This window comes from Thermus caliditerrae, from assembly GCF_021462525.1.
Lineage (GTDB): Bacteria > Deinococcota > Deinococci > Deinococcales > Thermaceae > Thermus > Thermus caliditerrae.
The window spans coordinates 1-22,722 of sequence record NZ_JAKEDT010000026.1; the positions used below are offsets into that span (position 1 = coordinate 1).

Annotated in this window: 41 protein-coding genes; 39 read left to right on the forward strand and 2 right to left on the reverse strand. The window is 65.9% G+C overall.

Features of this window, described 5'->3' with window-relative positions; all coding sequences use genetic code 11:
- The 32 genes from L1088_RS11130 to rplQ form a co-directional block, all read left to right on the forward strand.
- Window positions 1-66: EF-Tu C-terminal domain-related protein (locus L1088_RS11130; RefSeq protein WP_164835696.1), on the forward strand; the 66-nt coding region annotated here is incomplete at its 5' end.
- A gap of 8 nt (window positions 67-74) precedes the next feature.
- Window positions 75-392, forward strand: coding sequence for a 30S ribosomal protein S10 (gene rpsJ / locus L1088_RS11135; protein ID WP_014514873.1), 318 nt, complete (start codon window positions 75-77; stop codon window positions 390-392).
- Complete coding sequence (rplC, locus tag L1088_RS11140; RefSeq protein WP_234555137.1) at window positions 389-1,009, forward strand: 50S ribosomal protein L3; 621 nt, start codon at window positions 389-391, stop codon at window positions 1,007-1,009. Before rpsJ ends, rplC begins: the two co-directional genes overlap by 4 nt.
- A 14-nt stretch (window positions 1,010-1,023) precedes the next feature.
- Complete coding sequence (rplD, locus tag L1088_RS11145; protein WP_234555138.1) at window positions 1,024-1,641, forward strand: 50S ribosomal protein L4; 618 nt, start codon at window positions 1,024-1,026, stop codon at window positions 1,639-1,641.
- Window positions 1,638-1,928 (forward strand): 50S ribosomal protein L23, encoded by a 291-nt coding sequence (locus L1088_RS11150; RefSeq protein ID WP_234555139.1) that lies wholly within the window; start codon window positions 1,638-1,640, stop codon window positions 1,926-1,928. The genes rplD and L1088_RS11150 overlap by 4 nt, the downstream gene beginning before the upstream one ends.
- Before the next feature lie 51 nt (window positions 1,929-1,979).
- Window positions 1,980-2,810 carry a 50S ribosomal protein L2 gene (gene rplB / locus L1088_RS11155; protein WP_234555140.1) on the forward strand — a complete coding sequence of 277 codons (831 nt, stop codon included), beginning with the start codon at window positions 1,980-1,982 and terminating at the stop codon, window positions 2,808-2,810.
- An 8-nt stretch (window positions 2,811-2,818) separates the two neighbouring features.
- On the forward strand, window positions 2,819-3,100 hold the full coding sequence (rpsS, locus tag L1088_RS11160) for a 30S ribosomal protein S19 (RefSeq protein WP_038048058.1): 282 nt from the start codon (window positions 2,819-2,821) through the stop codon (window positions 3,098-3,100).
- Between the two features lie 2 nt (window positions 3,101-3,102).
- Window positions 3,103-3,444, forward strand: coding sequence for a 50S ribosomal protein L22 (gene rplV / locus L1088_RS11165; protein ID WP_038048056.1), 342 nt, complete (start codon window positions 3,103-3,105; stop codon window positions 3,442-3,444).
- Window positions 3,434-4,153, forward strand: coding sequence for a 30S ribosomal protein S3 (gene rpsC, locus L1088_RS11170; protein ID WP_234555142.1), 720 nt, complete (start codon window positions 3,434-3,436; stop codon window positions 4,151-4,153). Before rplV ends, rpsC begins: the two co-directional genes overlap by 11 nt.
- 4 nt (window positions 4,154-4,157) lie before the next feature.
- A complete protein-coding gene (gene rplP, locus L1088_RS11175) occupies window positions 4,158-4,583 on the forward strand; it encodes a 50S ribosomal protein L16 (RefSeq protein ID WP_234555144.1) in 426 nt (141 codons plus the stop codon).
- A complete protein-coding gene (rpmC, locus tag L1088_RS11180; protein WP_038048049.1) occupies window positions 4,570-4,767 on the forward strand; it encodes a 50S ribosomal protein L29 in 198 nt (65 codons plus the stop codon). The genes rplP and rpmC overlap by 14 nt, the downstream gene beginning before the upstream one ends.
- A complete protein-coding gene (rpsQ, locus tag L1088_RS11185; protein ID WP_038048047.1) occupies window positions 4,760-5,077 on the forward strand; it encodes a 30S ribosomal protein S17 in 318 nt (105 codons plus the stop codon). Before rpmC ends, rpsQ begins: the two co-directional genes overlap by 8 nt.
- Window positions 5,074-5,442, forward strand: a complete 369-nt coding sequence (gene rplN, locus L1088_RS11190; RefSeq protein WP_003043914.1) for a 50S ribosomal protein L14 — start codon at window positions 5,074-5,076, stop codon at window positions 5,440-5,442. The genes rpsQ and rplN overlap by 4 nt, the downstream gene beginning before the upstream one ends.
- The gene (rplX, locus tag L1088_RS11195) at window positions 5,442-5,774 is read left to right on the forward strand and encodes a 50S ribosomal protein L24 (protein ID WP_038048045.1); all 333 of its coding nucleotides are present in this window, start codon (window positions 5,442-5,444) and stop codon (window positions 5,772-5,774) included. Before rplN ends, rplX begins: the two co-directional genes overlap by 1 nt.
- Window position 5,775: 1 nt before the next feature.
- Entirely contained in the window at window positions 5,776-6,324 is a 549-nt protein-coding gene (gene rplE, locus L1088_RS11200) for a 50S ribosomal protein L5 (protein ID WP_038048043.1), read from the forward strand.
- Window positions 6,325-6,331: 7 nt separating this feature from the next.
- Window positions 6,332-6,517: a type Z 30S ribosomal protein S14 gene (locus L1088_RS11205; protein ID WP_038048041.1), complete on the forward strand. Its 186-nt coding sequence runs from the start codon at window positions 6,332-6,334 to the stop codon at window positions 6,515-6,517.
- 68 nt (window positions 6,518-6,585) lie between these two features.
- Complete coding sequence (gene rpsH / locus L1088_RS11210; RefSeq protein ID WP_038048039.1) at window positions 6,586-7,002, forward strand: 30S ribosomal protein S8; 417 nt, start codon at window positions 6,586-6,588, stop codon at window positions 7,000-7,002.
- The gene (gene rplF / locus L1088_RS11215; RefSeq protein WP_234555146.1) at window positions 7,002-7,544 is read left to right on the forward strand and encodes a 50S ribosomal protein L6; all 543 of its coding nucleotides are present in this window, start codon (window positions 7,002-7,004) and stop codon (window positions 7,542-7,544) included. Before rpsH ends, rplF begins: the two co-directional genes overlap by 1 nt.
- Window positions 7,545-7,552: 8 nt before the next feature.
- The gene (rplR, locus tag L1088_RS11220) at window positions 7,553-7,891 is read left to right on the forward strand and encodes a 50S ribosomal protein L18 (RefSeq protein WP_038048033.1); all 339 of its coding nucleotides are present in this window, start codon (window positions 7,553-7,555) and stop codon (window positions 7,889-7,891) included.
- 25 nt (window positions 7,892-7,916) lie between these two features.
- A complete protein-coding gene (gene rpsE, locus L1088_RS11225) occupies window positions 7,917-8,390 on the forward strand; it encodes a 30S ribosomal protein S5 (RefSeq protein WP_234555148.1) in 474 nt (157 codons plus the stop codon).
- Window positions 8,390-8,572, forward strand: coding sequence for a 50S ribosomal protein L30 (rpmD, locus tag L1088_RS11230; RefSeq protein WP_038048029.1), 183 nt, complete (start codon window positions 8,390-8,392; stop codon window positions 8,570-8,572). Before rpsE ends, rpmD begins: the two co-directional genes overlap by 1 nt.
- Window positions 8,569-9,021, forward strand: coding sequence for a 50S ribosomal protein L15 (gene rplO, locus L1088_RS11235; RefSeq protein ID WP_234555149.1), 453 nt, complete (start codon window positions 8,569-8,571; stop codon window positions 9,019-9,021). The genes rpmD and rplO overlap by 4 nt, the downstream gene beginning before the upstream one ends.
- Before the next feature lies 1 nt (window position 9,022).
- Complete coding sequence (gene secY, locus L1088_RS11240; protein WP_234555150.1) at window positions 9,023-10,339, forward strand: preprotein translocase subunit SecY; 1,317 nt, start codon at window positions 9,023-9,025, stop codon at window positions 10,337-10,339.
- 8 nt (window positions 10,340-10,347) lie between these two features.
- Entirely contained in the window at window positions 10,348-10,902 is a 555-nt protein-coding gene (locus L1088_RS11245; RefSeq protein ID WP_234555151.1) for an adenylate kinase, read from the forward strand.
- Window positions 10,902-11,603: a type I methionyl aminopeptidase gene (gene map / locus L1088_RS11250; protein WP_234555152.1), complete on the forward strand. Its 702-nt coding sequence runs from the start codon at window positions 10,902-10,904 to the stop codon at window positions 11,601-11,603. The genes L1088_RS11245 and map overlap by 1 nt, the downstream gene beginning before the upstream one ends.
- A gap of 7 nt (window positions 11,604-11,610) precedes the next feature.
- Complete coding sequence (gene infA / locus L1088_RS11255) at window positions 11,611-11,829, forward strand: translation initiation factor IF-1 (RefSeq protein ID WP_003043942.1); 219 nt, start codon at window positions 11,611-11,613, stop codon at window positions 11,827-11,829.
- An 8-nt stretch (window positions 11,830-11,837) separates the two neighbouring features.
- Entirely contained in the window at window positions 11,838-11,951 is a 114-nt protein-coding gene (rpmJ, locus tag L1088_RS11260; protein ID WP_038048020.1) for a 50S ribosomal protein L36, read from the forward strand.
- A gap of 10 nt (window positions 11,952-11,961) precedes the next feature.
- Window positions 11,962-12,342 carry a 30S ribosomal protein S13 gene (gene rpsM / locus L1088_RS11265; protein WP_015718087.1) on the forward strand — a complete coding sequence of 127 codons (381 nt, stop codon included), beginning with the start codon at window positions 11,962-11,964 and terminating at the stop codon, window positions 12,340-12,342.
- A gap of 45 nt (window positions 12,343-12,387) precedes the next feature.
- A complete protein-coding gene (gene rpsK / locus L1088_RS11270) occupies window positions 12,388-12,777 on the forward strand; it encodes a 30S ribosomal protein S11 (RefSeq protein ID WP_038048018.1) in 390 nt (129 codons plus the stop codon).
- Between the two features lie 13 nt (window positions 12,778-12,790).
- On the forward strand, window positions 12,791-13,420 hold the full coding sequence (gene rpsD, locus L1088_RS11275) for a 30S ribosomal protein S4 (RefSeq protein WP_234555153.1): 630 nt from the start codon (window positions 12,791-12,793) through the stop codon (window positions 13,418-13,420).
- A gap of 43 nt (window positions 13,421-13,463) precedes the next feature.
- The gene (locus L1088_RS11280) at window positions 13,464-14,402 is read left to right on the forward strand and encodes a DNA-directed RNA polymerase subunit alpha (protein ID WP_234555154.1); all 939 of its coding nucleotides are present in this window, start codon (window positions 13,464-13,466) and stop codon (window positions 14,400-14,402) included.
- 4 nt (window positions 14,403-14,406) lie between these two features.
- The gene (rplQ, locus tag L1088_RS11285; protein ID WP_038048012.1) at window positions 14,407-14,763 is read left to right on the forward strand and encodes a 50S ribosomal protein L17; all 357 of its coding nucleotides are present in this window, start codon (window positions 14,407-14,409) and stop codon (window positions 14,761-14,763) included.
- 39 nt (window positions 14,764-14,802) lie between these two features.
- Here rplQ and L1088_RS11290 read toward each other — a convergent pair whose 3' ends face one another.
- The gene (locus L1088_RS11290) at window positions 14,803-15,279 is read right to left on the reverse strand and encodes a DNA cytosine methyltransferase (protein WP_234555155.1); all 477 of its coding nucleotides are present in this window, start codon (window positions 15,277-15,279) and stop codon (window positions 14,803-14,805) included.
- A 45-nt stretch (window positions 15,280-15,324) separates the two neighbouring features.
- Between L1088_RS11290 and L1088_RS11295 the strand changes: the two genes are divergently transcribed.
- Entirely contained in the window at window positions 15,325-16,158 is an 834-nt protein-coding gene (locus tag L1088_RS11295) for a DMT family transporter (protein ID WP_234555157.1), read from the forward strand.
- A 9-nt stretch (window positions 16,159-16,167) separates the two neighbouring features.
- On the forward strand, window positions 16,168-17,922 hold the full coding sequence (locus L1088_RS11300) for a glycoside hydrolase family 13 protein (protein ID WP_234555158.1): 1,755 nt from the start codon (window positions 16,168-16,170) through the stop codon (window positions 17,920-17,922).
- Here the strand turns inward: L1088_RS11300 and L1088_RS11305 are convergent.
- Window positions 17,898-18,434, reverse strand: coding sequence for an HNH endonuclease (locus L1088_RS11305; protein ID WP_234555159.1), 537 nt, complete (start codon window positions 18,432-18,434; stop codon window positions 17,898-17,900). The two genes, L1088_RS11300 and L1088_RS11305, sit on opposite strands and share 25 nt — an antisense overlap.
- Window positions 18,435-18,519: 85 nt before the next feature.
- On the opposite strand from L1088_RS11305, the gene L1088_RS11310 reads away from it, so the two are divergent.
- The 5 genes from L1088_RS11310 to L1088_RS11330 all read left to right on the forward strand — a co-directional run.
- Entirely contained in the window at window positions 18,520-19,869 is a 1,350-nt protein-coding gene (locus tag L1088_RS11310) for a tetratricopeptide repeat protein (protein ID WP_234555160.1), read from the forward strand.
- Between the two features lies 1 nt (window position 19,870).
- The gene (locus L1088_RS11315; RefSeq protein WP_234555161.1) at window positions 19,871-20,656 is read left to right on the forward strand and encodes an SPOR domain-containing protein; all 786 of its coding nucleotides are present in this window, start codon (window positions 19,871-19,873) and stop codon (window positions 20,654-20,656) included.
- Window positions 20,653-21,288 carry a redox-sensing transcriptional repressor Rex gene (locus tag L1088_RS11320; protein ID WP_234555162.1) on the forward strand — a complete coding sequence of 212 codons (636 nt, stop codon included), beginning with the start codon at window positions 20,653-20,655 and terminating at the stop codon, window positions 21,286-21,288. Before L1088_RS11315 ends, L1088_RS11320 begins: the two co-directional genes overlap by 4 nt.
- A 4-nt stretch (window positions 21,289-21,292) precedes the next feature.
- Window positions 21,293-21,802, forward strand: coding sequence for a hypothetical protein (locus tag L1088_RS11325; RefSeq protein WP_234555163.1), 510 nt, complete (start codon window positions 21,293-21,295; stop codon window positions 21,800-21,802).
- Window positions 21,803-21,809: 7 nt separating this feature from the next.
- Window positions 21,810-22,722: Ig-like domain-containing protein (locus L1088_RS11330; RefSeq protein ID WP_234555164.1), on the forward strand; the 913-nt coding region annotated here is incomplete at its 3' end.

Below are 22,722 nucleotides of genomic sequence, written 5' to 3' on the forward strand. Positions count from 1 at the left end.
CGGTTTGCCATCCGGGAGGGTGGGCGGACCGTGGGCGCCGGCGTGGTCACCAAGATCCTGGAGTGAGGTGAAGCATGCCCAAGATCCGCATCAAGCTTCGGGGCTTTGACCACAAAACCCTGGACGCCTCGGCCCAGAAGATCGTGGAGGCCGCACGGCGTTCCGGGGCGCAGGTGTCGGGCCCCGTACCCTTGCCCACCCGGGTGCGGCGCTTCACCGTGATCCGGGGTCCTTTCAAGCACAAGGACTCCCGGGAGCACTTTGAGCTGCGCACCCACAACCGCCTGGTGGACATCCTGAACCCCAACCGCAAGACCATCGAGAGCCTCATGTCCCTGGACCTACCCACCGGGGTGGAGATCGAGATCAAGACCGTGGGAGGTGGCAAGTGAAGGGCATCCTGGGCACGAAGGTGGGCATGACCCGGATCTACAGGGAGGACCGGGCCATCCCCGTCACCGTGATCCTGGCCGGGCCCTGCCCCGTGGTCCAGCGGCGCACCCCGGAGAAGGACGGGTACACCGCGGTGCAGCTGGGCTTTCTGCCCCAGAACCCCAAGCGGGTGAACCGCCCCATGAAGGGGCACTTCGCCAAGGCCGGGGTGGGGGCGGTGCGCATCCTCAAGGAAATCCGCGGCTTCAACCCCGAGGGGGACGTGGTGACGGTGGAGATCTTTAAGCCCGGGGAGCGGGTGGACGTTACCGGCACCTCCAAGGGGAGGGGCACCGCTGGGGTGATGAAGCGCTGGAACTTCGCGGGTGGCCCTGACTCCCACGGCGCCCACAAGATCCACCGCCACCCTGGCTCCATCGGCAACCGCAAGACCCCGGGCCGGGTGTACAAGGGCAAGCGCATGGCCGGCCGCTACGGGGCGGAGCGGGTCACGGTGATGAACCTCGAGGTGGTGGACGTGATCCCGGAGGAGAACCTGCTCCTGGTCAAGGGGGCGGTGCCGGGGCCAAGCGGCGGCCTCTTGGTGGTGCGCGAGACCAAGAAGGTGGCGCAGTAGCAAAGGAGGACGTGGTGTACCAGATTCCTGTACTCTCCTCTTCCGGTAAGCGCGAGCTTGCCGCCGACCTCCCCCAGGAGGTCAACCCCCACCTCCTCTGGGAGGTGGTCCGCTGGCAGCTGGCCTCCCGCCGCCGGGGCACCGCCAGCACCAAGACCCGGGGCGAGGTGGCCTTCTCCAGCCGCAAGATCTATCCCCAGAAGCACACGGGCCGGGCCCGCCACGGGGACATTGGGGCGCCCATCTTTGTAGGGGGCGGGACCGTCTTCGGCCCCAAGCCACGGGACTACAGCTACACCCTTCCCAAGAAGGTGCGCAAGGCGGGCCTGGCCATGGCCGTGGCCGACCGGGCCCGGGAGGGGAAGCTCCTTTTGGTGGAGGACTTCGCCGGGGTTAACGGCAAGACCAAGGAGTTCCTGGCCTGGGCCAAGGCGGCGGGGCTGGACGGCTCCGAGAGCGTGCTTCTGGTGGCGGAAAACGAAGCGGTGCGCCGGGCGGCCCGGAACCTCCCTTGGGTGGTGACCCTGGCGCCGGAGGGGCTCAACGTCTACGACATCCTGCGCACGGAGCGCCTGATCATGGACCTGAAGGCCTGGGAGGCCTTCCAGGCCCGCTTGGGAGGTGAGGCGTGAAGACCGCCTTTGACGTGATCCTGGCCCCGGTGCTCTCCGAGAAGGCCTACGCGGGCTTCGCCGAGGGCAAGTACACCTTCTGGGTCCACCCCAAGGCCACCAAGACCGAGATCAAGAACGCGGTGGAGGCGGCCTTTAAGGTCAAGGTGGTGGGGGTCAACACCATGAGCGTGCGGGGGAAGAAGAAGCGCCTGGGCCGCTACCTGGGCAAGCGCCCCGACCGCAAGAAGGCCATCGTGCAGGTGGCCCCCGGGCAAAAGATCGAGGCCCTGGAGGGCCTCATCTAAACCTCGCCGGGAGGGGGGCCCGGCCCTGATCCGGCAAGGGAGGCATAGAGGATGGCAGTTAAGAAGTTCAAACCCTACACCCCAAGCCGCCGCTTCATGACGGTGGCGGACTTCTCCGAGATCACCAAGACCGAGCCGGAGAGGTCCTTGGTAAAGCCCCTCAAGAAGACCGGGGGGCGCAACAACCAGGGCCGCATCACCGTGCGCTTCCGGGGCGGTGGCCATAAGCGGCTTTACCGCATCATCGACTTCAAGCGCTGGGACAAAGCGGGCATCCCGGCCAAGGTGGCGGCCATCGAGTACGACCCCAACCGCTCTGCCCGCATCGCCCTTCTCCATTACAAGGACGGGGAGAAGCGCTACATCCTCGCTCCCGAGGGCCTGCAGGTGGGGCAGGAGGTGATGGCAGGGCCCGATGCTCCCATTGCCGTGGGGAACGCCCTCCCCTTGCGCTTCATCCCCGTGGGTACCGTGGTGCACGCGGTGGAGCTGGAGCCCAAGAAGGGGGCCAAGCTGGCCCGCTCCGCCGGCACCAGCACCCAGATCCAAGGCCGGGAAGGGGACTACGTGATCCTGCGCCTGCCCTCGGGGGAGCTCAGGAAAGTGCACGGGGAGTCCTACGCCACCATCGGTGCCGTGGGCAACGCCGACCACAAGAACGTGGTTTTGGGCAAGGCGGGCCGCACCCGCTGGCTGGGCCGCAAGCCCCACGTGCGCGGCGCCGCCATGAACCCGGTGGACCACCCCCACGGCGGTGGCGAGGGCCGGGCGCCCCGGGGCCGTCCCCCGGCTTCCCCTTGGGGCTGGCAGACCAAGGGCCTGAAGACCAGGAAGCGGCGCAAGCCCTCCAGCCGCTTCATCATCGCCCGGCGCAAGAAGTGAGGTGAGCCATGCCGCGTAGCTTGAAGAAGGGCGTATTCGTAGACGACCACCTCCTGGAGAAGGTGCTGGAGCTGAACGCCAAGGGGGAGAAGCGGCTCATCAAGACCTGGAGCCGCCGCTCCACCATCGTTCCCGAGATGGTGGGCCACACCATCGCGGTCCACAACGGCAAGCAGCACGTCCCCGTGTACATCACCGAGAACATGGTGGGGCACAAGCTGGGCGAGTTCGCGCCCACCCGCACCTACCGGGGGCACGGCAAAGAGGCTAAGGCCACCAAGAAGAAGTAGCCATGGAAGCGAAAGCCATTGCCCGATACGTGCGCATCGCCCCCAGGAAGGTCCGGCTGGTGGTGGACCTGATCCGGGGGAAGAGCCTCGAGGAGGCCCGCGCCATCCTGCGCTACACCCATAAGCGGGGGGCCTACCACGTGGCCAAGGTGTTGGAGTCCGCTGCGGCCAACGCGGTGAACAACCACGACCTGCTGGAGGACCGGCTCTTCGTGAAGGCGGCCTTTGTGGACGAGGGGCCTGCCCTGAAAAGGGTGCTCCCCCGGGCCCGGGGCCGGGCGGACATCATCAAGAAGAAGACCAGCCACATTACGGTCATCTTGGGGGAGAAGCATGGGAAATAAGATCCACCCCATTGGGTTCAGGCTCGGCATCACCCGGGACTGGGAGTCCCGCTGGTACGCGGGCAAAAAGCAGTACCGCCACCTCCTGCAGGAGGACGAGAAGATCCGCGAAACCCTCACCAAGGAGCTCTACCCCGCGGGTCTGGCCCGCATCGACATCGAGCGGGCCGCGGACAACGTGGCCGTCACGGTGCACGTGGCCAAGCCCGGGGTGGTCATCGGCCGCGGCGGGGAGAAGATCAAGGTTCTCAGGGACACCCTTTCCAAGCTCACCGGGAAGAACGTGGCCCTGAACGTCCAGGAAATCCACAACCCCAACCTTTCCGCGCCCCTGGTGGCCCAGCGGGTGGCCGAGCAGATCGAGCGCCGCTTTGCCGTGCGCCGGGCCATCAAGCAGGCGGTGCAGCGGGTGATGGAGTCCGGGGCCAAGGGGGCCAAGGTGATCGTCTCCGGGCGCATCGGAGGGGCGGAGCAGGCCCGCACCGAGTGGGCGGCGGAGGGCCGGGTGCCTTTGCACACGCTCCGTGCTAACATAGACTACGGCTTTGCCTTGGCCCGCACCACTTACGGGGTGCTGGGGGTGAAGGCGTACGTCTTCCTGGGCGAGGTGATCGGCGGTCAAAAGGCCAAGGCGCGCCCCGAAGCCGCCAGGCCCGAGGAGAAGCCTCGCCGCCGCCGTCCTGCCGTGCGGGTGAAGAAGGAGGAGTAAGGCCATGCTGATGCCCAGGCGCATGAAGTACCGGAAGCAGCACCGGGGCCGGATGAGGGGAGCGGCCAAGGGGGGGGACTACGTGGCCTTCGGGGACTTTGGCCTGGTGGCCATGGAACCCGCCTGGATCACCTCCCAGCAGATCGAGGCCGCCCGTGTGGCCATGGTGCGCCACTTCCGCCGCGGAGGCAAGATCTTTATCCGCATCTTCCCCGACAAGCCCTACACCAAGAAGCCCCTGGAGGTGCGGATGGGTAAGGGTAAGGGCAACGTGGAGGGGTACGTGGCCGTGGTGAAGCCGGGCCGGGTGATGTTTGAGGTGGCGGGAGTAACGGAGGAACAGGCTCTCGAGGCCCTGCGCATCGCCGGCCACAAGCTGCCCATCCGGACCAAGATCGTGAGGAGGGATGCCTACGATGAAGCCCAGTGAGATCCGCAAGCTCTCCCCAGCGGAGATCGAAAAGCTGGTGCGGGAGAAGAAGCAAGAGCTCATGGAGCTCCGCTTCCAGGCCTCCATCGGCCAGCTTTCCCAGAACCACAGGGTCCGGGAAACCCGCCGTCTGATCGCCCGCCTTCTCACCATCTTGGGGGAGAAGAGGAGGTCCCATGCCTAAGAAGGTGCTGACCGGGGTGGTGGTGAGCGACAAGATGCAGAAGACCGTCACGGTCCTGGTGGAGCGCCAGTTCCCCCACCCCCTCTATGGCAAAGTGATCAAACGCTCCAAGAAGTACCTGGCCCACGATCCCGACGGGCAGTACAAGGTGGGGGACGTGGTGGAGATTGTGGAGGCTCGCCCCATCTCCAAGCGCAAGCGCTGGCGGGTGCTGCGCCTGGTGGAAGGTGGAAGGCTGGACCTGGTGGAGAAGTACCTGGTCCGGCGCCAAAACTACGAGAGCCTTTCCAAGCGGGGAGGTAAGGCATGATCCAGCCCCAGACCTACCTAGAGGTGGCCGACAACACCGGGGCCCGTAAGATCATGTGCATCCGCGTGCTCAAGGGCTCCAACGCCAAGTACGCCACCGTGGGGGACGTGATCGTGGCCAGCGTCAAGGAGGCCATCCCCCGCGGGGCGGTGAAGGAGGGGGACGTGGTCAAGGCGGTGGTGGTGCGGACCAAAAAGGAGGTCAAGCGCCCCGATGGCTCTGCCATCCGCTTTGACGACAACGCCGCCGTCATCATCAACAACCAGCTGGAGCCCCGGGGTACCCGCGTTTTCGGCCCGGTGGCTCGGGAACTCCGCGAGAAGGGCTTCATGAAGATCGTTTCCCTGGCTCCGGAGGTGCTGTGATGCAGCTCAAGGTGCATGTGAAGAAAGGGGACACCGTTTTGGTGGCCTCCGGCAAGTACAAGGGCCAGGTGGGCAAGGTGAAGGCCGTGCTCCCCAAGAAGGGGGCGGTCATCGTGGAGGGGGTGAACATCGTGAAGAAGGCGGTGCGGGTAAGCCCCCAGCACCCCCAGGGCGGCTTTGTGGAGCAGGAGGCCCCCCTGCACGCCTCCAAGGTGCGGCCCATCTGCCCGGCTTGCGGGAAGCCCACCCGGGTGCGCAAGAAGCTCTTGGAGGATGGCCGCAAGATCCGGGTCTGCGCCAAATGCGGCGGGGCTTTGGACGTGGAGGGATGACATGCCGCTAGAGGTTGCGCTCAAGAAGAAGTACTACGAGGAGGTTCGCCCTGAGCTCATCCGCCGCTTCGGGTACCAAAACGTCTGGGAGGTGCCGCGGCTGGAGAAGGTGGTGGTGAACCAGGGTCTCGGCGAAGCTAAGGAAGACGCCCGCATCCTGGAGAAGGCCTCCAAGGAGCTCGCCCTCATCACCGGGCAGAAACCCGCGGTTACCCGGGCCAAGAAGTCCATCTCCAACTTCAAGCTGCGCAAGGGAATGCCCATCGGCCTGCGGGTGACCCTCAGGGGCGACCGCATGTGGATTTTCCTGGAGAAACTCCTTAACGTGGCCCTGCCCCGCATCCGCGACTTCCGGGGCGTGAACCCGGGGAGCTTTGACGGCCGCGGCAACTACAACCTGGGCCTCAAGGAGCAACTCATCTTCCCCGAGATCACCTACGACATGGTGGATGCCCTCCGGGGCATGGACATCGCGGTGGTCACCACCGCCAAGACCGACGAGGAGGCCAAGGCCCTTCTAGAACTCTTGGGCTTCCCCTTCCGGAAGTGAGGCGAGCATGGCGAGAAAAGCGCTGATCGAGAAGGCCAAGCGTACCCCCAAGTTCAAGGTGCGGGCCTACACCCGTTGCGTGCGTTGCGGGAGGGCCAGGAGCGTCTACCGCTACTTCGGGCTTTGCCGCCTTTGCCTCCGGGAGCTTGCCCACAAGGGGCAGCTTCCCGGGGTGAGGAAGGCCAGCTGGTAGGCCGTGGCCGGTCGGGGGGGTTCCCTCGAGACCGCATGGTCCAGGAGTGAGGTAAAAGGAGAGAGGAAATGCTGACGGACCCCATTGCCGACATGCTGACCCGGATCCGGAACGCCACCCGGGTCTACAAGGAGAGCACCGAGGTGCCTGCCTCCCGCTTCAAGGAGGAGATCCTCAAGATCCTGGCGCGGGAGGGCTTTATCAAGGGGTACGAGCGGGTGGAGGTGGACGGCAAGCCGGTGCTCCGCATCCACCTCAAGTACGGGCCCCGGCGTCAGGGACCCGATCCTCGGCCCGAGCAGGTCATCAAGCACATCCGCCGCATCAGCCGTCCCGGGCGGCGGGTGTACGTGGGGGTAAAGGACATTCCCCGAGTACGCCGGGGGCTAGGGATCGCCATCCTGTCCACCCCCAAGGGCGTCCTCACCGACCGGGAAGCCCGGCGTTTGGGCGTGGGCGGGGAACTCATCTGCGAGGTGTGGTGATGTCTAGGATTGGAAGGCTTCCCATTCCTTTGCCCAAGGGGGTCAGCGTGGAGGTGACCCCGGGGCTGGTCAAGGTGAAGGGCCCCAAGGGCGAGCTCAGCGTACCGGTTGCCCCTGAGATGCGGGTGCTGGTGGAGGGGGGCGTGGTCCGGGTGGAGCGCCCGTCGGATGAGCGCCGCCACCGGAGCCTGCACGGGCTCACCCGCACCCTCATCGCCAACGCCGTCAAGGGGGTGTCTGAGGGTTACGTGAAGGAGCTCCTCATCAAGGGCATCGGTTACCGCGCCAAGCTCTCGGGGAGGGCGGTGGAGCTCACCGTGGGCTACAGCCACCCGGTGGTGGTGGAGCCCCCGGAAGGCGTCACCTTTGAGGTGCCCGAGCCCACCAAGATCCGCGTTCTGGGCATCGACAAGCAAAAGGTGGGCCAGGTGGCGGCCAACCTCAGGGCCATCAAGAAGCCCAGCGCCTACCACGAGAAGGGCATCTACTACGCGGGCGAACCCGTCCGCCTCAAGCCCGGCAAGGCCGGGGCCAAGAAGTAGGGGGAACCATGGCACGGCTTACCGCATACGAGCGCCGCAAGTTCCGGGTGCGCAACCGCGTCAAGCGCGCGGGAAGGCTTCGCCTCTCTGTTTTCCGTAGCCTCAACCACATCTACGCCCAGATCATCGACGACGAGAAGGGCGAAACCCTGGTGGCGGAGTCCAGCCTCGCCCTCAAGCTTAAGGGCAACAAGACCGAGGTGGCCCGGCAGGTGGGGAAGGCTCTGGCCGAGAAGGCCCTGGCCAAGGGCATCAAGCAGGTGGCCTTTGACCGCGGGCCCTATAAGTACCACGGCCGGGTGAAGGCCCTGGCGGAAGGCGCCCGGGAAGGGGGCCTGGAGTTTTAAGGCCGCGAGAACCTGAGGAGGGAGCATGCCCGAGACCGATTTTGAGGAGAAGATGATCCTGGTGCGGCGCACCGCCAAAACCTACCAGGGCGGCCGCCGCTTCCGCTTCGGCGCCCTGGTGGTGGTGGGCGACCGGCAGGGCCGGGTGGGCCTGGGCCTGGGCAAGGCCAAAGAGGTTCCCCTGGCGGTGCAGAAGGCAGGGTACTACGCCCGCCGCAATATGGTGGAGGTGCCCCTCATGAACGGCACCATCCCCCACGAGATTGAGGTGGAGTTCGGGGCTTCCAAGATCCTCCTTAAGCCCGCGGCCCCCGGCACCGGGGTGATCGCGGGGGCGGTGCCCCGGGCCATTTTGGAGCTCGCCGGCGTTACCGACATCCTCACCAAGGAGCTGGGCAGCCGTAACCCCATCAACATCGCCTACGCCACCATGGAGGCCTTGCGTCAGCTACAGACCAAGGAGGATGTCCGGCGCCTGAGGAAGGGTGGGGAGGAGTGATGGCCAAGCTCAAGGTGAAGCTGGTAAAGAGCCCCATCGGCTACCCCAAGGACCAGAAGGCGGCCCTCAAGGCCTTGGGGCTGACCAAGCTGCAAAAGGAGAAGGTGCTTCCGGACACCCCCGCTGTTCGGGGCAATGTGCGCAAGGTGGCCCACCTTCTCCAGGTGGAGGTGTTAGAATGAAGCTCACCGATCTCAAGCCCAACCCCGGGGCCAACAAGAAGCGCAAGCGGGTAGGGCGGGGCCCGGGCTCCGGCCACGGCAAGACCGCCACCCGCGGCCACAAGGGGCAGAAATCCCGCTCCGGCGGGCTCAAAGACCCCCGCCGTTTTGAGGGTGGGCGTTCCACCACCCTCATGCGCCTGCCCAAGCGCGGGATGCAGGGCCAGGTGCCCGGGGAGATCCGGCGGCCCAAGTACCAGGGGGTTAACCTGAAGGACCTGGCCCGCTTCGAGGGGGAGGTGACCCCCGAGGTGCTGGTCCAGGCGGGCATTCTGAAGAAGGGCTACCGGCTCAAGGTGCTGGGCGAAGGGGAGGCCAAGGCCCTCAAGGTGCTGGCCCACGCCTTTTCCAAGAGCGCCCTGGAGAAGCTGAAGGCTGCAGGCGGCGAAGCGGTTCTTTTGGAGGCCTAAGATGCTGAAGGCCTTCCGGAGCGCCCTAGCCATCCCTGAGCTGCGTCAGCGCATCCTCTTTACCCTGCTGGTGCTGGCCGCCTACCGCCTGGGGGCCTTCATCCCCACCCCCGGGGTGGACCTGGACAAGATCCAGGAGTTTTTGCGCACCACCCAGGGTGGGGTCTTCGGGATCATTAACCTCTTCTCTGGCGGCAACTTCGAGCGCTTTTCCATCTTTGCCCTGGGCATCATGCCCTACATCACTGCCGCCATCATCATGCAGCTCTTGGTAAACGTCATCCCTACCCTGGAGAAGCTGTCCAAGGAGGGAGAGGAGGGGCGCCGCATCATCAACCAGTACACCCGCATTGGCGGCATCGCTCTGGGGGCCTTCCAGGGCTTCTTCTTGGCCACGGCGTTCCTGGGGGCAGACGGGGGGCGCTTCCTCCTTCCCGGTTGGGCCCCCGGGCCCTTCTTCTGGCTGGTGGTGGTGGTCACCCAGGTAGCGGGCATTGCCCTTCTCCTTTGGATGGCGGAGCGCATCACCGAGTACGGCATCGGCAACGGCACCAGCATGATCATCTTCGCGGGGATCGTGGTGGACTGGCTTCCCCAGCTTTTGCGCACCGCAGGGCTCATCCGCACGGGAGAGGTGAACCTGGTGGCCTTCCTCTTCTTCCTGGCCTTTATCGTTCTGGCCTTCGCCGGGATGGCCGCGGTGCAGCAGGCGGAGCGCCGTATCCCCGTGCAGTACGCCCGCAAGGTGGTGGGCCGCAGGGTCTACGGGGGCCAGGCCACCTACATCCCCATCAAGCTGAACGCCGCTGGGGTGATCCCCATCGTCTTCGCCGCCGCCATCCTCCAGATCCCCATCTTCCTCACCGCCCCCTTCCAGGACAACCAGGTCCTCCAGGCCATTGCCAACTTCTTCAACCCCACCCGCCTCTCCGGCCTCCTCATTGAGGTGGCCCTCATCGTCCTCTTTACCTACGTCTATACCGCCGTCCAGTTTGACCCCAAGCGCATCGCGGAAAGCCTCCGGGAGTACGGGGGCTTCATCCCCGGCATCCGCCCTGGGGAGCCCACGGTGAAGTTCCTGGAGCACATCGTCTCCCGCCTCACCTTGTGGGGGGCCCTCTTCCTTGGCCTGGTGGCCGCCTTGCCCCAGATCATCCAGAACCTCACCGGCGTGAAGAGCATCGCCTTCTCCGGGATCGGCCTCTTGATCGTGGTGGGGGTGGCCCTGGACACCCTCAGGCAGATTGAGAGCCAGCTGATGCTGCGGAACTACGAAGGGTTCCTGTCCAAGGGCCGCATCCGCGGCCGCACGCGCTAGGAGGCGAGATGGGCGAAGCGGTGATTTTCTTGGGGCCGCCGGGGGCGGGGAAGGGCACCCAGGCGGCACGGCTGGCGGCGGAGCTGGGCTTCAAGAAGCTTTCCACCGGGGACATCCTGCGGGATCACGTGGCCCGGGGCACGCCTTTGGGCCAGCAGGTGAAGCCCATCATGGACCGGGGCGACCTGGTGCCGGACGAGCTGATCCTGGCCCTCATCCGGGAGGAGCTCGCCGAGCGGGTGATCTTCGACGGCTTCCCCCGCACCTTGCCCCAGGCGGAGGCCCTAGACCGCCTTCTGGAAGAAACCGGCACTCGGCTTCTCGGCGTGGTGCTGGTGGAGGTGCCCGAGGAAGAGCTTCTGCGGAGGATGTTGCGGCGGGCCGAGCTGGAGGGCCGTTCCGACGACAACGAGGAAACCATCCGGCGTCGGCTTGTGGTCTACCGGGAGAAAACGGAGCCCTTGGTGCAGTATTATGAGAAAACGGGCGCCCTGAAGCGGGTGGCAGGTCTGGGCACACCCGACGAGGTCTACGCCCGCATCCGGGCTGCCTTGGGAATCTGATGGCCATCAAGCTGAAAAGCCCCTGGGAGATTGAGCGCATGCGGGAGGCGGGAGCCCTCCTCACCGAGGTGGTGGAGGAGGTNCGCCGCAAGGCCAAGCCGGCCTTCCTCGGGCTTTATGGCTTTCCCGCCACCCTCTGCACCTCGGTGAACGAGGTGGTGGTCCACGGCATTCCTTCCGAGGAGCCCCTGAAAGAGGGGGATATCCTCTCCGTGGACGTGGGCCTCATCTACGGGGGCTTCGCCGCGGACATGGCCCGCACTTTCCCCGTGGGCAGGGTTTCCCCGGAGGCGGAAAGGCTCATTCAGGACACCGAGGCCGCCTTCTGGGAGGGGATGAGGTACCTTCGCCCGGGCTACCGCATCGGCGACGTGGCCCACGCGGTGCAGACGTTTCTGGAAAGCCGGGGCTACGGGGTGGTGCGGGAGTTCGTGGGGCACGGGGTGGGCCGGGAGATTCACGAGGACCCCCAGCTCCCCAACTTCGGCAAGCCGGGCACGGGGCCCAAGATCCGCCCGGGCATGACCCTGGCCCTGGAACCCATGGTTACCTTACGCCCGGCTTCTGTGGTAATATTGGAAGATGGCTGGACGGCGAGCGCCGGAAAAGGCAACCTCGCCGCCCACTACGAAAACACCGTCCTGGTGACGGAGGAGGGCCCGGAGCTTCTCACCGGGGTTTCCCTGGTGCGGGCGCGGTAGGAGGGGTATGGCGAAGGAGAAGGACACCATTCGGGCGGAAGGCGTGGTCACCGAGGCTTTGCCCAACACCACGTTTCGGGTGAAGCTGGACTCGGGGCCGGAGATCCTGGCCTACATCTCGGGAAAGATGCGCATGCACTATATCCGTATCCTTCCCGGGGACCGGGTGGTGGTGGAGATAACCCCCTACGACCCCACGCGGGGCCGCATCGTGTATAGGAAGTAGGAGGCAAGATGAAGGTACGGGCTTCGGTTAAGAAGATGTGCGAGAAGTGCAAGGTGGTGCGCCGGCACGGCCGGGTGTTTGTGATCTGCGAGAACCCCAAGCACAAGCAGCGTCAGGGCTAAAGGAGGCAACGTGGCGAGGATTGCAGGTGTGGAGATTCCCAGGAACAAGCGGGTGGACGTGGCCCTCACCTACATCTACGGGGTAGGGCCAGCCCGGGCCAAGGAGGCCTTGGAGAAGACGGGGATCAACCCCGCGACCCGGGTGAAGGACCTCACCGAGGCGGAGGTGGTGCGGCTCCGCGAGTACGTGGAGAACACCTGGAAGCTGGAAGGCGAGCTTCGGGCCGAGGTGGCCGCCAACATCAAGCGTCTCATGGACATCGGCTGCTACCGGGGCCTGCGGCACCGCCGCGGCTTGCCCGTGCGGGGCCAGCGCACCCGCACCAACGCCCGCACCCGTAAGGGGCCCCGCAAGACCGTGGCGGGGAAGAAAAAGGCTCCAAGGAAGTAGCCCTGACGTTTCCGAAGGGCCAGCAGATACTCCAAGAGGGAGAGTATGGCCAGAAAAACCACGAAGAAAAAAGTCAAGCGACAGGTGGCCAGCGGGAAGGCGTACATCCACGCCTCCTACAACAACACCATCGTCACCATCACCGACCCGGACGGCAACCCCATCACCTGGTCCTCGGGCGGGGTCATCGGCTACAAGGGAAGCCGCAAGGGCACGCCCTATGCCGCTCAGCTTGCGGCCATGGACGCCGCTAAGAAGGCCATGTCCTACGGCATGCAGAGCGTGGACGTGGTGGTCCGGGGCACCGGGGCGGGCCGGGAGCAAGCCATCCGCGCCCTCCAGGCCTCCGGTCTTCAGGTGCGCTCCATCGTGGACGACACCCCCGTGCCCCACAACGGCTGCCGGCCCAAGAAGAAGTTCCGTAAAGCCTCGTAAGGAGTAAGAGAAGATGGGTCGTTACATTGGTCCAGTCTGCCGTCTTTGCCGCCGGGAAGGAGTCAAGCTCTACCTGAAGGGGGAGCGGTGCTACAGCCCCAAGTGCGCCATGGAGCGCCGTCCTTACCCCCCTGGCCAGCACGGCCAGCGCCGGGCCCGCCGTCCTTCCGACTACGCGGTGCGCCTTAGGGAGAAGCAGAAGCTTCGCCGCATCTACGGCCTCTCCGAAACCCAGTTCCGGAACCTCTTCGAGGAGGCCAGCCGCAAGAAGGGGGTCACGGGCACGGTGTTCCTGGGTCTTTTGGAGTCCCGCCTGGACAACGTGGTCTACCGCCTGGGCTTCGCCAGCAGCCGCCGCCAGGCCCGGCAGATGGTGCGCCACGGCCACATCACCGTGAACGGCCGCCGGGTGGACCTGCCCGCCTACCGGGTGAAGCCGGGGGATGAGATCGCCATCGCCGAGGGGAGCAAGAACCTGGGCTTCATCCGGGAGAACCTCGAGGCCATGAAGGGCCGCAAGGTGGGCCCCTGGCTTTTCCTGGACGTGGAGGGCATGAAGGGCAAGTTCCTGCGCCTCCCCGACCGGGAAGACCTGGCCCTGCCCGTGAACGAGCAGCTGGTGATTGAGTTCTACTCCAGGTAACCCTTCGGGCCCCGTTGGGCCCGTGTCGCCTGCAAGGAGGTCTATGTTAGAGAGCAAGCTGAAAGCCCCGGTCTTCACGGTGCGCACCCAGGGGCGAGAGTACGGGGAGTTCGTCCTGGAGCCCCTGGAGCGGGGGTTCGGCGTTACCTTGGGCAACCCCTTGAGGCGGATCCTCCTCTCCTCCATTCCCGGAACCGCGGTCACCAGCGTCTACATTGAGGACGTGCTCCACGAGTTCTCCACCATCCCTGGGGTCAAGGAGGACGTGGTGGAGGTGGTGCTGAACCTCAAGGAGCTGGTGGTGCGCTTCCTGGATCCCAAGATGCAGACCGCCACCTTGGTCCTCCGGGCGGAGGGCCCCAAGGTGGTGCGGGCGGCGGACTTCACCCCTTCCGCCGATGTGGAGATCCTGAACCCTGACCTCGTCATCGCCACCTTGGAGGAAGGAGGGAAGCTCTACATGGAGGTGCGGGTGGACCGGGGCGTGGGCTATGTGCCCGCCGAGCGCCACGGCATCAAGGACCGCATCAACTCCATCCCCGTGGACGCCATCTTCTCCCCCGTGCGCCGGGTGGCCTTCCAGGTGGAGGACACCCGTTTGGGCCAGCGCACCGACCTGGATAAGCTGACCCTGCGGGTCTGGACCGATGGTTCGGTGACGCCCCTCGAGGCCCTGAACCAGGCGGTGGAGATCCTGAAGGAGCACCTCTCCTACTTCGCCAACCCGCAAACCACGGCCCTTCCCTCGGCTGAGCCTGCCCCGGAGCGGGGGGAGAAGGAGGAGGACCTGGACCTGCCCCTGGAGGAGCTCGGGCTTTCCACCCGGGTGCTCCACAGCCTCAAGGAGGAGGGCATCGAGTCGGTGCGCGCCCTTCTGGCCCTCAACCTCAAGGACCTCAAGAACATTCCCGGCATCGGGGAGAGGAGCCTGGAGGAGATCCGCGAGGCCCTGGCCAAGCGGGGCTTCGCCCTAAAGGAGTGAGACCATGCGCCACCTGAAGTCTGGAAGAAAGCTGAACCGTCACTCTTCCCACCGCCTGGCCCTGTACCGCAACCAGGCCAAAAGCCTCCTGGCCCACGGGCGCATCACCACCACCCTGCCCAAGGCCAAGGAGATCACCGGGTTCGTGGACCATCTCATCCACCTGGCTAAGCGGGGCGACCTGCACGCCCGCCGCCTGGTCCTCCGCGACCTGCAGGACGTGAAGCTGGTGCGCAAGCTCTTTGATGAGATCGCCCCCAAGTACCAAAACCGCCCCGGGGGGTACACCCGGGTGCTGAAGCTGGCGGAGCGCCGCCGGGGGGACGGGGCGCCTTTGGCCCTGGTGGAGCTGGTGGAGTAGCCCTGGAGGGGGCTTTGAGGGGGAGGGCTAGGCCCTCCTCTAGCTTTTTTCTCTTCCCGGTTGGGTGAGGAGCCTGAGGAGCTGGTCCTCTAGCTCGCCGATGTAGGCGGCCAGGGTGTTGCCGTGCTTTTCCAGGGTTTCGGCGATGCGGGCCTCGAGGGCCCGGATCTCCTCCTTCTCCGCCTCCGCCAGCCGGGCGAACTCCGCTTCCAAGTACCGCTTGAGCTCCGTGTAGCGGCTCTGCTCCGCGTCCTCGGCCAGCTTCTTGTACTGCAGGAGTTCCCGGGCGTAGCGCTTCACCTCCAAGAGGGCGGCGGTTTCCAGGCCGATGGTGAAGATCAGGTAGAGGAGGGAGACAACGCCCAAGGCCACCACCAGCACCAGGCCCAGGGGAGCTTCCACCCGGGTGAGGCCCAGGGAGAGAAGGGTGGGCTTGGTGATCTCCCCCCAGTTGAGCCAGGCGAAGAGGGCCAGGAGGAGAAGCACCAGAAGGGCAAAGAGGGTACGTGCGCTCATACGTCGGCCTCCATAGGGCACCTTGGGGGATTATACTCTCTGCCCATGGGTTACCTGTACCTGCTCCTGGCGGCTTTCCTCTGGGGGCTCATCGGGCCCGTGAGCCGGGTGGCCTTTCAGGAGGGGGTTCCGCCCCTCTTGGTGGCCTTCTTCCGTGCCCTCATCGCCTGGGCTTTTTTCGGCCTGCACGCCCTTCTTTTGCGCCAGGTGCGGGTGGAGGGCAAGGATTTGCCTGCCCTCTTCCTTTTCGGTTTGGTAGGGGTTTCCCTCTTTTACGGCAGCTACCAGCTGGCGGTGGGCTACGGGGGAGCGGCCCTGGCCTCGGTACTCCTCTACACCGCCCCCGCCTGGGTAGCCCTGCTCGCCTTCTTGGTGCTGAAGGAGCCCTTGGACCGGCAGGGGCTTTTTGCGGTGGCCCTTACCCTCCTGGGGGTGGCCCTGATGGGCCTGGGTGGGGGAAGCGAGGTGCGGGCCGGGCCCCTGGCCCTCCTCTTCGGCCTCCTTTCCGGCCTCACCTACGCCCTCTACTACATCTTCGGCAAGCTCTACCTGCCCCGCTACGCTACCCCCACCCTTTTTCTCTACGCCCTGCCCGTGGGGGCTTTGGGCCTCCTGCCCTTCATGGACTTCGTGCCTTTGCGCCCGGGGGCTTTCCTAGCCCTCCTCTTCCTGGGAAGCTTCTCCACCTACGGGGCTTACCTGGCCTACTACGCGGGGCTTAGGCGCCTTCCCGCCACCCAGGCGAGCGTCATTGCCACCCTCGAGCCTGTGGTGGCCAACCTCTTCGCCTTCCTTCTCTTCCGCGAGGTGCTCTCCCCCTTGGGCTATGTGGGGGCCTTCTTGGTGCTCCTGGCGGTTCTCCTGAGCGTGCGGCGGTAGACTCGGGGCATGAAGCGCTTCCAAGGCGTATTCCTCCTCCTGGCGCTGGCCCTGGCCCAGAGCCACGATCCGCAAGACCCGGCCCAGTTCTCCCTTCTGCCCGAGGGGTATTCCGTGCGCTTCCAGGCGGGCGCGGAGGAGGTGCGGGAGGCCTGGCTGGAGCAGGGGGAGAAGGTCGTACCCATGGCGCGGCAGCTCTCCTTCTCTGGCAAGGAGGTCTGGCGGGGGCTTCTCCCGGAAAAGACCCCTTACCGCATCCGGGTGCGCACCCGGGAAGGGGAGAGGACTCTGGGCCCCTTCGCCCCACCCGCCAGCCCCATGCGGGCCCTGGCCTGGGTGGGGGAGCGGGGCGGCTACCAGGTGTTTCCCGACCGCTTCTTTAACGGCGACCCCGCCAACGATGCCCTGGCCCTTCTGGACGACGAGTACCGCTACAACCCGCTCTGGCGGGAGCGGGGCGGCCCCTCGCCCCACCTTTCCCGCTGGGACGAGCCCCCGAGCCCCCTCCACTGCTGCCACCAGTACTACGGGGGGGACCTCGAGGGCCTCCGGCAGAAGCTCCCCTACCTGAGGGACCTCGGGGTGGGCTTCCTCTACCTGAACCCCATCTTCCGTTCGGGGAGCGCCCACGGCTACGACACCCACGATTACCGGCAGGTGGCCCCCAGGCTGGGGGATGAGGCCCTTTTGCGGCGGCTTCTGGACCAGGCCCATGCCCTGGGCCTACGGGTGCTCTTTGACTTCGTGCCCAACCACACGGGCCTGGGCTTTTTTGCCTTCCAGGACGTGGTGGCGAAGGGAAGGGCCTCCCGCTACTGGGACTGGTACCTGGTGAAGCGCTACCCCTTTACCCCGGGGGACGCTTCCGCCTACGAGGCTTGGTGGGGGGTGGGGAGCCTACCCAAGCTGAACACCGCCAACCCCGAGGTGCGGGCCTACCTCCTGGAGGTGGCGGAAGCTTGGGTGCGCTTCGGCTTTGACGGGGTGCGGGTGGACGTGCCCGAGGACCTCTTCCAGGCCAAGGCCTTCTTCGGCGAGCTCAAGGCCCGGCTGCGGGCGCTGAACCCCGAGGCCTACCTGGTGGGGGAGATCTGGCGGAGGGCCCCGGACTGGGTGGGGGAGGGAAGCTTTGACAGCCTGATGAACTACGCCATCGGGCGGGACGTGGTCCTGCGCTACGCCCAGGGCCTCCACCCGGCCCTCTTCGGAGGAGCTAGGGCCCTGAGCCTCCTGGCGGAGACCTACGCCCTCTACCCCGAGGCCGCCAGCCGCATGGGCTTCAACCTGATCAGTTCCCACGACACCTCCCGCCTCCTCTCTGACCTCGGCGGGAGCCAGGCCAAGGCCCGGCTGGCCTGGGCCCTGCTCTTCGCCCTGCCTGGGAGCCCGGTGGTCTTCCAGGGGGAGGAGTGCGGCCTTTCGGGGGAGAAAGACCCTTTGGACCTGCAGCGGAGACCCATCCCTTGGGAGGCCTGCGATGGGGAGATGCGGGCGTTTTTGAGGGGCCTGTACCGCTTGAAGGCGGAGGAGTCTGCCCTGCAGCGGGGAAGCTTCGCCACCTACCTGGCGGAGGGAGGGCTCATGGCCTTCTTCCGGGGGGAGGGAGAGGGTAGGCTTCTGCTGGGCTTCAACAACCAGCCTGCTTCCACCTTCCTGCCCCTGCCTCAGGGTACTTGGAGGGACCTCCTCACGGGGGCGTTGTTCCGCGGCCAGGCGGAGGTCCCGGGTGTGGGGGCGCTTTACCTCAAGAGGGCCTCGAGGTAGGGTTGCCAGTCCTCCGGAACCTCCTTCAGGTCGGAAAGGAAAAGGGGCGCCCTGGGCGCCCGGGGGACTTTCAATAGGCGCATCCCCGCTTCCTCGGGGGTGCGGTCCCCCTTCTTCAGGTTGCAAGGGCGGCAGGCAGCCACCAGATTCTCCCAGGTGCTCTTGCCCCCGCGGCTTTTGGGGAGGACATGGTCCACGGTGAGGTCCCCCCCTTGCCGGCCGCAGTACTGGCAGGTGTAGCGGTCCCGCCTAAGGACGTTGCGGCGGTTTAAGGGCACGCGGCTAGGACCCCGGCGTACCAAGCGCTTTAGGCGGATGACGCTGGGGACGGGGATCTGGGTGGAAGGGGTATGCAGATAGCGCCCGCTTTCGGAAAGCATCTCCGCACTCCCCGAGAGTACCAGGAGGACGCTTCGCTTGATGCTGGCCAGCCCCAGGACCTCGTAGGCGGCGTTGAGCACCAAGACCCTGGGGGCGTCCAGATCCCAGGCCTTTGGGGTGGCAGGGCCCACGCCCCCAGCATAGCAAAGGCCTTGCGGCAAGGGGTTCCCCTGGAGCTGTGCTATGCTGGAAGCAACGGCGGTTTTGGAGGCCCCTATGACGAAATCCGTTCGCAAAGCCCTCCCGCTCCTGGTGGCCATGGGGCTGGCGCTGGCCCAGGCCTCCTTGGAGCGGGCCGAGGCCCTGCTTAAGGCCGGCGAGTACGCCCAGGCCGTCATCGCCTACGAGGAGGTTCTGGCCCAGGACTACGGCCGCTTTGAGGCCCACCTGGGTCTGGGGGTGGCCCTTTTCCGCCTGGGGCGCCTCGAGGAAGCCCGTTTCGCCTTCGACCAGATGACCCGGGTCTTCCCTGACCGCTACGAGGGCTACTTCAACCTGGGGCAGGTGCAGCTGCGCTTGGGGAAGCCTAGGGAGGCTGCGGAGGCCTTCGCCAAGGCCGTGGAGTTGCGGCCCACCGAGGAGGCTTACCTGGGCTGGGCCACCGCCCTCACCCAAGCAGGCCAGGCCAAGGAAGCAGCGGAGGCCCTGAGAAAGGGCCTAACGCCGGAGCGCACCCCCGCTTACCGCCTGGCCTTGGCCCAGGCCCTGTACGCCTCGGGGGCGCGGGCGGAGGCGGTGCCCGTGCTCTATGGCCTCTTGAACCAGGCTCCCCAGAACGCCGAAGGGTGGGAGCTGTTGGCCCGCATCCTGGCGGAGGAGGGGCTCAAGGAGCGGGCCCTTCGGGAGCTGGACCGGGGCCTGAAAAGCGTGCAGGGTAAGGCCCGGGCCAGGTTGCTTTTGCGCAAGGCGCTCCTCTCTGCCAGCCCCGAGGCCTTGCTCAAGGAGGCCTACGCCCTTGACCCCTCTCTGTGGGAGGCCGCTTACCTGCTGGGCCAGGCGCGCTTGGCCGCGGGGGATGCCAAGGGAGCAATGGGCTACCTTCTTGCTGCCTACCGCACCAACCCCGACCCCCAGGTGGCCCTGGCCCTGGCGGGAGCCTACACCCAGCTGGGCGACCCCAAAAACGCCTACCGCTACGCCGAGGAAGCCGGGCCGCCCGGCGGCTTCCTGAAGGCCCAGGCTGCCCACGCCCTGGGCAAGAAGGACGAGGCCCTGGCCCTTCTGGAGGGCCTGGGCACCCCGCAGGCTCAGGCCCTGCGGGGTGCCATCCTCCTGGAACTGGGCCGGTACGATGAGGCCCAGGGGGTTCTCCGCCCGCTTTACGAAGCGGGGCGGGACCCCCAGGTGGGGGTGAACCTGGCCGCCGCCCTTTTGGGCCTAAGGCGCTTTGGGGAAGCAGAGTTGCTCCTTAGGGAGGTGTTGGAGCGCGCCCCGAAACAGGCCGCCGCCTGGTACAACCTGGCCCTGGCCCTTAGGGGCTTGGGGCGGGAGGCGGAGGCGGAGCGGGCTTTGGCCCAGGCTGCGGCCCTGGGCTCCCTGGAGGCCAAGTCCTTGTTACGGAGGTAGGATGCGCTGGCTACGGGAAAACTGGCTGGACCTGCTCATCTTTATCCTCATCGCCCTGGTGGCGGCGGGGATCGTTCTCTACTTGACGGGCGTCAACCCCTTCGCCCGTCCCCCGGCGGTCGTTCCTGCTGAGGCGGGGCCCCCTGCTGGGACGGCGCCCTCGGTCCCTACCCCTGCCCCATCCTCGCCCCCTCCGGAGCCGGCGAAGGCCCCGGAGCCCGTGGTCACGGTGATGCCCTTGCCCCAGGCCCCGGCGGAATCCCCTCCCGCGCCCACGGAAAAGGAGCGTAAGGAGGTGGCTTCACCTGCCCCCCAGCCTCCGGCCCAGCCTGAAACCCCCTCCTCCACGGGGGCTTTCCGGGTGGTGGTGGGGGCTTTTGCCAACCCGGAAAACGCGGCCAAGCTGCGTCAAGAGCTGGTGGGGAAAGGGTATCCCGCCCGCTTGGAGCCTGCGGGAAGCCTGACCCGGGTAGTGGTGGGTCCTTATACCTCTGAGGCCGAGGCGAAACGGGTGGCGGGGGTCTTGGCCGCCTATGGGGCCCAGGTCTACCGCGGCCAAGGAGCGGCCCCGTCTGCCTCGGGCACCGTTTACCTCCAGGTGGGGGCTTTCCAAAGGGAGGAAAACGCCCTGGCCTTGGCTGCCAAGCTTAGGGATATGGGTCTGCCGGTGGTCATGGTGAAGGATGGGGTCTACCGGGTGCGGGTGGGCCCGGTGGCGGAAGGGGAAAAGGAGAGCTTGAAGGCCAAACTGGAGGCGTTGGGCCTCGAGGCCCTGGAGGTGCGATGAAGGTTCCCAGCGCGGCCATCAGCCGTTTGGTGACTTACCTGCGCATCCTGGAGGAGCTGGAAGCCAAGGGTATCCACCGCACCAGTTCCGAGCAGCTGGCGGAGGAGGCTCAGGTTACGGCGTTTCAAGTGCGCAAGGATCTTTCCTACTTCGGCTCCTACGGCACCCGGGGGGTGGGGTACACGGTGCCCGTGCTCAAGCGGGAGCTCCGCCACATCCTGGGCCTGAACCGCCGCTGGGGGCTTTGCATTGTGGGCATGGGCCGCCTGGGTAGCGCTTTGGCCGACTACCCCGGGTTTGGGGAAAGCTTTGAGCTCCGGGGCTTCTTTGACGTAGACCCGGAGAAGATTGGCCGCCCGGTGCGGGGCGGGGTGATCGAGCCTTTGGATTTTCTACCCCAGAGGGTGCCTGGCCGCATCGAGATCGCCCTCCTCACCGTGCCCCGGGAGGCGGCCCAGGAGGCGGCGGACCGCCTGGTGGCCGCCGGGATCAAGGGCATCCTCAACTTCGCCCCCACGGTGCTGGAGGTGCCCAAGGAGGTGGCGGTGGAGAACGTGGACTTTTTAGCGGGCCTGGCCCGGCTCAGCTTTGCTATACTGAATCCCAAGTGGCGAGAGGAGATGATGGGGTGAGATTATGAAAATGCTCAAGCTGCTAGCAGGCGTTCTGGTGATGCTGCTTCTTTCGGCCTGCTCCGATGTGTTCTTCCGTCAGCCCTACCGGGTGCTTCTGGAGCCCGCCCAGCTGGGCTACGAGGTGGACGACCAGGGGAAGATCACGGTGGTGGGCAACAACGCCTACGTGCAGGTGGTCCCTGGGGCTCCGGGGGGCTACCTGGAGCGTTACGAGTACAGGGTGGTGGACGATTCGGGGAACGAAATTTTCGCGGGCTCTTCCCTGGGAAGTGGCTTTGTGGGGGTAGAGGTTCCCGCCGGCAGGGAGGAAGCAGGGGGCCAGGTGGTTTACCTTTCCAAGCAGTCCCAGCCCTTTACCTTCAGCTTGGACGGGAAGGTGGCTCGCGAGCACCTGAACCAGGACGCTCCCCTCAACTGGCGCTACTTGGTGACCTGGTACGTGACCACGCATAACGGGACCCCTAAGGACTGGACGCAAGAATATCAAGTCAAGTACCCTCTTAGGAGGTGATTTTGCTATGAAGTTGCGCCTGGCGTTCGCGGTGGGGGTTGTGGCCTTCTTGGCTCTTCTTGGGGGGTGCGCAAATTGGTCAGGCCAAGGCCCCGCTTCCGGGTCGGTTTCCCTTTCTGTGGGCATTGAAAAGCCCCGCGCAGATGCGCTAACCAACTCTAGGCAACTTGTGGTGAAGGCTACGGCTACAGGCGGTCGCATAGACCGGGTTGAAGTGGAATATCAAGGGCCTCAATCAGGCAAGGTATCCCTATCTCCTCAAACTGGTTCTTGGCTGGGTGATCTTCCAGGTGTGTTGCCTTCGGGTAGTTACACATTAACCGCAAAAGCCTACTCCGGGTCCCAAGTAAAGGACAGCGTCCCGGTGAAGTTTACGTTGGATGTGGACCCTCCCACCGTTCAGTTCCTTGGCCCTAGCTTGTCTGTTTTGGGGTCGGGATCTGTTGAGGTGCGGGTAAGGGCCACCGACGCCTTATCTGGAGTGCTTGGAGTCCAGCTTTATGCGGGAACCCGGCTTTTGGGGGATATGACTCCCACCCCCTCTGGCGAGTACGTGTTCAGCCTTGATGCATCTTCTCTGGCTTCGGGATCTGTGAGTTTACGTGCCGTTGCCAAGGATGGAGCGGGGAACCAAGGCGAGACCACTTTAGCGATCACGGTGGACAAGACGCCGCCCACGGTGACGTGGCTTGAGCCGGCGGACGGGGCGGTGGTGTCTGGGACTGTGCCCTTGCGGGTGGAGGCCACGGACAACGTGGGCGTGGCGAAGGTGGAGTTCTTCGCCGGGTCCACGAAGATTGGGGAGGCTACTTCTGCGCCGTACGAGATCAGCTGGAACACGACGGCGTACCCTGACGGACCGGTGACGCTGAAGGCGCGGGCGGAGGACCGTGCGGGGAATGTTGCGGAGGCTGCCATCA

What these genes read in the sequence shown, in the direction of transcription:
- rpsJ (WP_014514873.1), top strand. Translation starts at nt 75, where the DNA reads ATGCCCAAGATCCGCATCAAGCTTCGGGGCTTTGACCACAAAACCCTG.
- rplB (WP_234555140.1), top strand. Translation starts at nt 1,980, where the DNA reads ATGGCAGTTAAGAAGTTCAAACCCTACACCCCAAGCCGCCGCTTCATG.
- rpsS (WP_038048058.1), top strand. Translation starts at nt 2,819, where the DNA reads ATGCCGCGTAGCTTGAAGAAGGGCGTATTCGTAGACGACCACCTCCTG.
- rplV (WP_038048056.1), top strand. Translation starts at nt 3,103, where the DNA reads ATGGAAGCGAAAGCCATTGCCCGATACGTGCGCATCGCCCCCAGGAAG.
- rpsC (WP_234555142.1), top strand. Translation starts at nt 3,434, where the DNA reads ATGGGAAATAAGATCCACCCCATTGGGTTCAGGCTCGGCATCACCCGG.
- rplP (WP_234555144.1), top strand. Translation starts at nt 4,158, where the DNA reads ATGCTGATGCCCAGGCGCATGAAGTACCGGAAGCAGCACCGGGGCCGG.
- rpmC (WP_038048049.1), top strand. Translation starts at nt 4,570, where the DNA reads ATGAAGCCCAGTGAGATCCGCAAGCTCTCCCCAGCGGAGATCGAAAAG.
- rpsQ (WP_038048047.1), top strand. Translation starts at nt 4,760, where the DNA reads ATGCCTAAGAAGGTGCTGACCGGGGTGGTGGTGAGCGACAAGATGCAG.
- rplN (WP_003043914.1), top strand. Translation starts at nt 5,074, where the DNA reads ATGATCCAGCCCCAGACCTACCTAGAGGTGGCCGACAACACCGGGGCC.
- rplX (WP_038048045.1), top strand. Translation starts at nt 5,442, where the DNA reads ATGCAGCTCAAGGTGCATGTGAAGAAAGGGGACACCGTTTTGGTGGCC.
- rplE (WP_038048043.1), top strand. Translation starts at nt 5,776, where the DNA reads ATGCCGCTAGAGGTTGCGCTCAAGAAGAAGTACTACGAGGAGGTTCGC.
- L1088_RS11205 (WP_038048041.1), top strand. Translation starts at nt 6,332, where the DNA reads ATGGCGAGAAAAGCGCTGATCGAGAAGGCCAAGCGTACCCCCAAGTTC.
- rpsH (WP_038048039.1), top strand. Translation starts at nt 6,586, where the DNA reads ATGCTGACGGACCCCATTGCCGACATGCTGACCCGGATCCGGAACGCC.
- rplF (WP_234555146.1), top strand. Translation starts at nt 7,002, where the DNA reads ATGTCTAGGATTGGAAGGCTTCCCATTCCTTTGCCCAAGGGGGTCAGC.
- rplR (WP_038048033.1), top strand. Translation starts at nt 7,553, where the DNA reads ATGGCACGGCTTACCGCATACGAGCGCCGCAAGTTCCGGGTGCGCAAC.
- rpsE (WP_234555148.1), top strand. Translation starts at nt 7,917, where the DNA reads ATGCCCGAGACCGATTTTGAGGAGAAGATGATCCTGGTGCGGCGCACC.
- rpmD (WP_038048029.1), top strand. Translation starts at nt 8,390, where the DNA reads ATGGCCAAGCTCAAGGTGAAGCTGGTAAAGAGCCCCATCGGCTACCCC.
- rplO (WP_234555149.1), top strand. Translation starts at nt 8,569, where the DNA reads ATGAAGCTCACCGATCTCAAGCCCAACCCCGGGGCCAACAAGAAGCGC.
- secY (WP_234555150.1), top strand. Translation starts at nt 9,023, where the DNA reads ATGCTGAAGGCCTTCCGGAGCGCCCTAGCCATCCCTGAGCTGCGTCAG.
- L1088_RS11245 (WP_234555151.1), top strand. Translation starts at nt 10,348, where the DNA reads ATGGGCGAAGCGGTGATTTTCTTGGGGCCGCCGGGGGCGGGGAAGGGC.
- infA (WP_003043942.1), top strand. Translation starts at nt 11,611, where the DNA reads ATGGCGAAGGAGAAGGACACCATTCGGGCGGAAGGCGTGGTCACCGAG.
- rpmJ (WP_038048020.1), top strand. Translation starts at nt 11,838, where the DNA reads ATGAAGGTACGGGCTTCGGTTAAGAAGATGTGCGAGAAGTGCAAGGTG.
- rpsK (WP_038048018.1), top strand. Translation starts at nt 12,388, where the DNA reads ATGGCCAGAAAAACCACGAAGAAAAAAGTCAAGCGACAGGTGGCCAGC.
- rpsD (WP_234555153.1), top strand. Translation starts at nt 12,791, where the DNA reads ATGGGTCGTTACATTGGTCCAGTCTGCCGTCTTTGCCGCCGGGAAGGA.
- L1088_RS11280 (WP_234555154.1), top strand. Translation starts at nt 13,464, where the DNA reads ATGTTAGAGAGCAAGCTGAAAGCCCCGGTCTTCACGGTGCGCACCCAG.
- rplQ (WP_038048012.1), top strand. Translation starts at nt 14,407, where the DNA reads ATGCGCCACCTGAAGTCTGGAAGAAAGCTGAACCGTCACTCTTCCCAC.
- L1088_RS11290 (WP_234555155.1), bottom strand. Translation starts at nt 15,279, where the DNA reads ATGAGCGCACGTACCCTCTTTGCCCTTCTGGTGCTTCTCCTCCTGGCC.
- L1088_RS11295 (WP_234555157.1), top strand. Translation starts at nt 15,325, where the DNA reads ATGGGTTACCTGTACCTGCTCCTGGCGGCTTTCCTCTGGGGGCTCATC.
- L1088_RS11300 (WP_234555158.1), top strand. Translation starts at nt 16,168, where the DNA reads ATGAAGCGCTTCCAAGGCGTATTCCTCCTCCTGGCGCTGGCCCTGGCC.
- L1088_RS11310 (WP_234555160.1), top strand. Translation starts at nt 18,520, where the DNA reads ATGACGAAATCCGTTCGCAAAGCCCTCCCGCTCCTGGTGGCCATGGGG.
- L1088_RS11315 (WP_234555161.1), top strand. Translation starts at nt 19,871, where the DNA reads ATGCGCTGGCTACGGGAAAACTGGCTGGACCTGCTCATCTTTATCCTC.
- L1088_RS11320 (WP_234555162.1), top strand. Translation starts at nt 20,653, where the DNA reads ATGAAGGTTCCCAGCGCGGCCATCAGCCGTTTGGTGACTTACCTGCGC.
- L1088_RS11325 (WP_234555163.1), top strand. Translation starts at nt 21,293, where the DNA reads ATGAAAATGCTCAAGCTGCTAGCAGGCGTTCTGGTGATGCTGCTTCTT.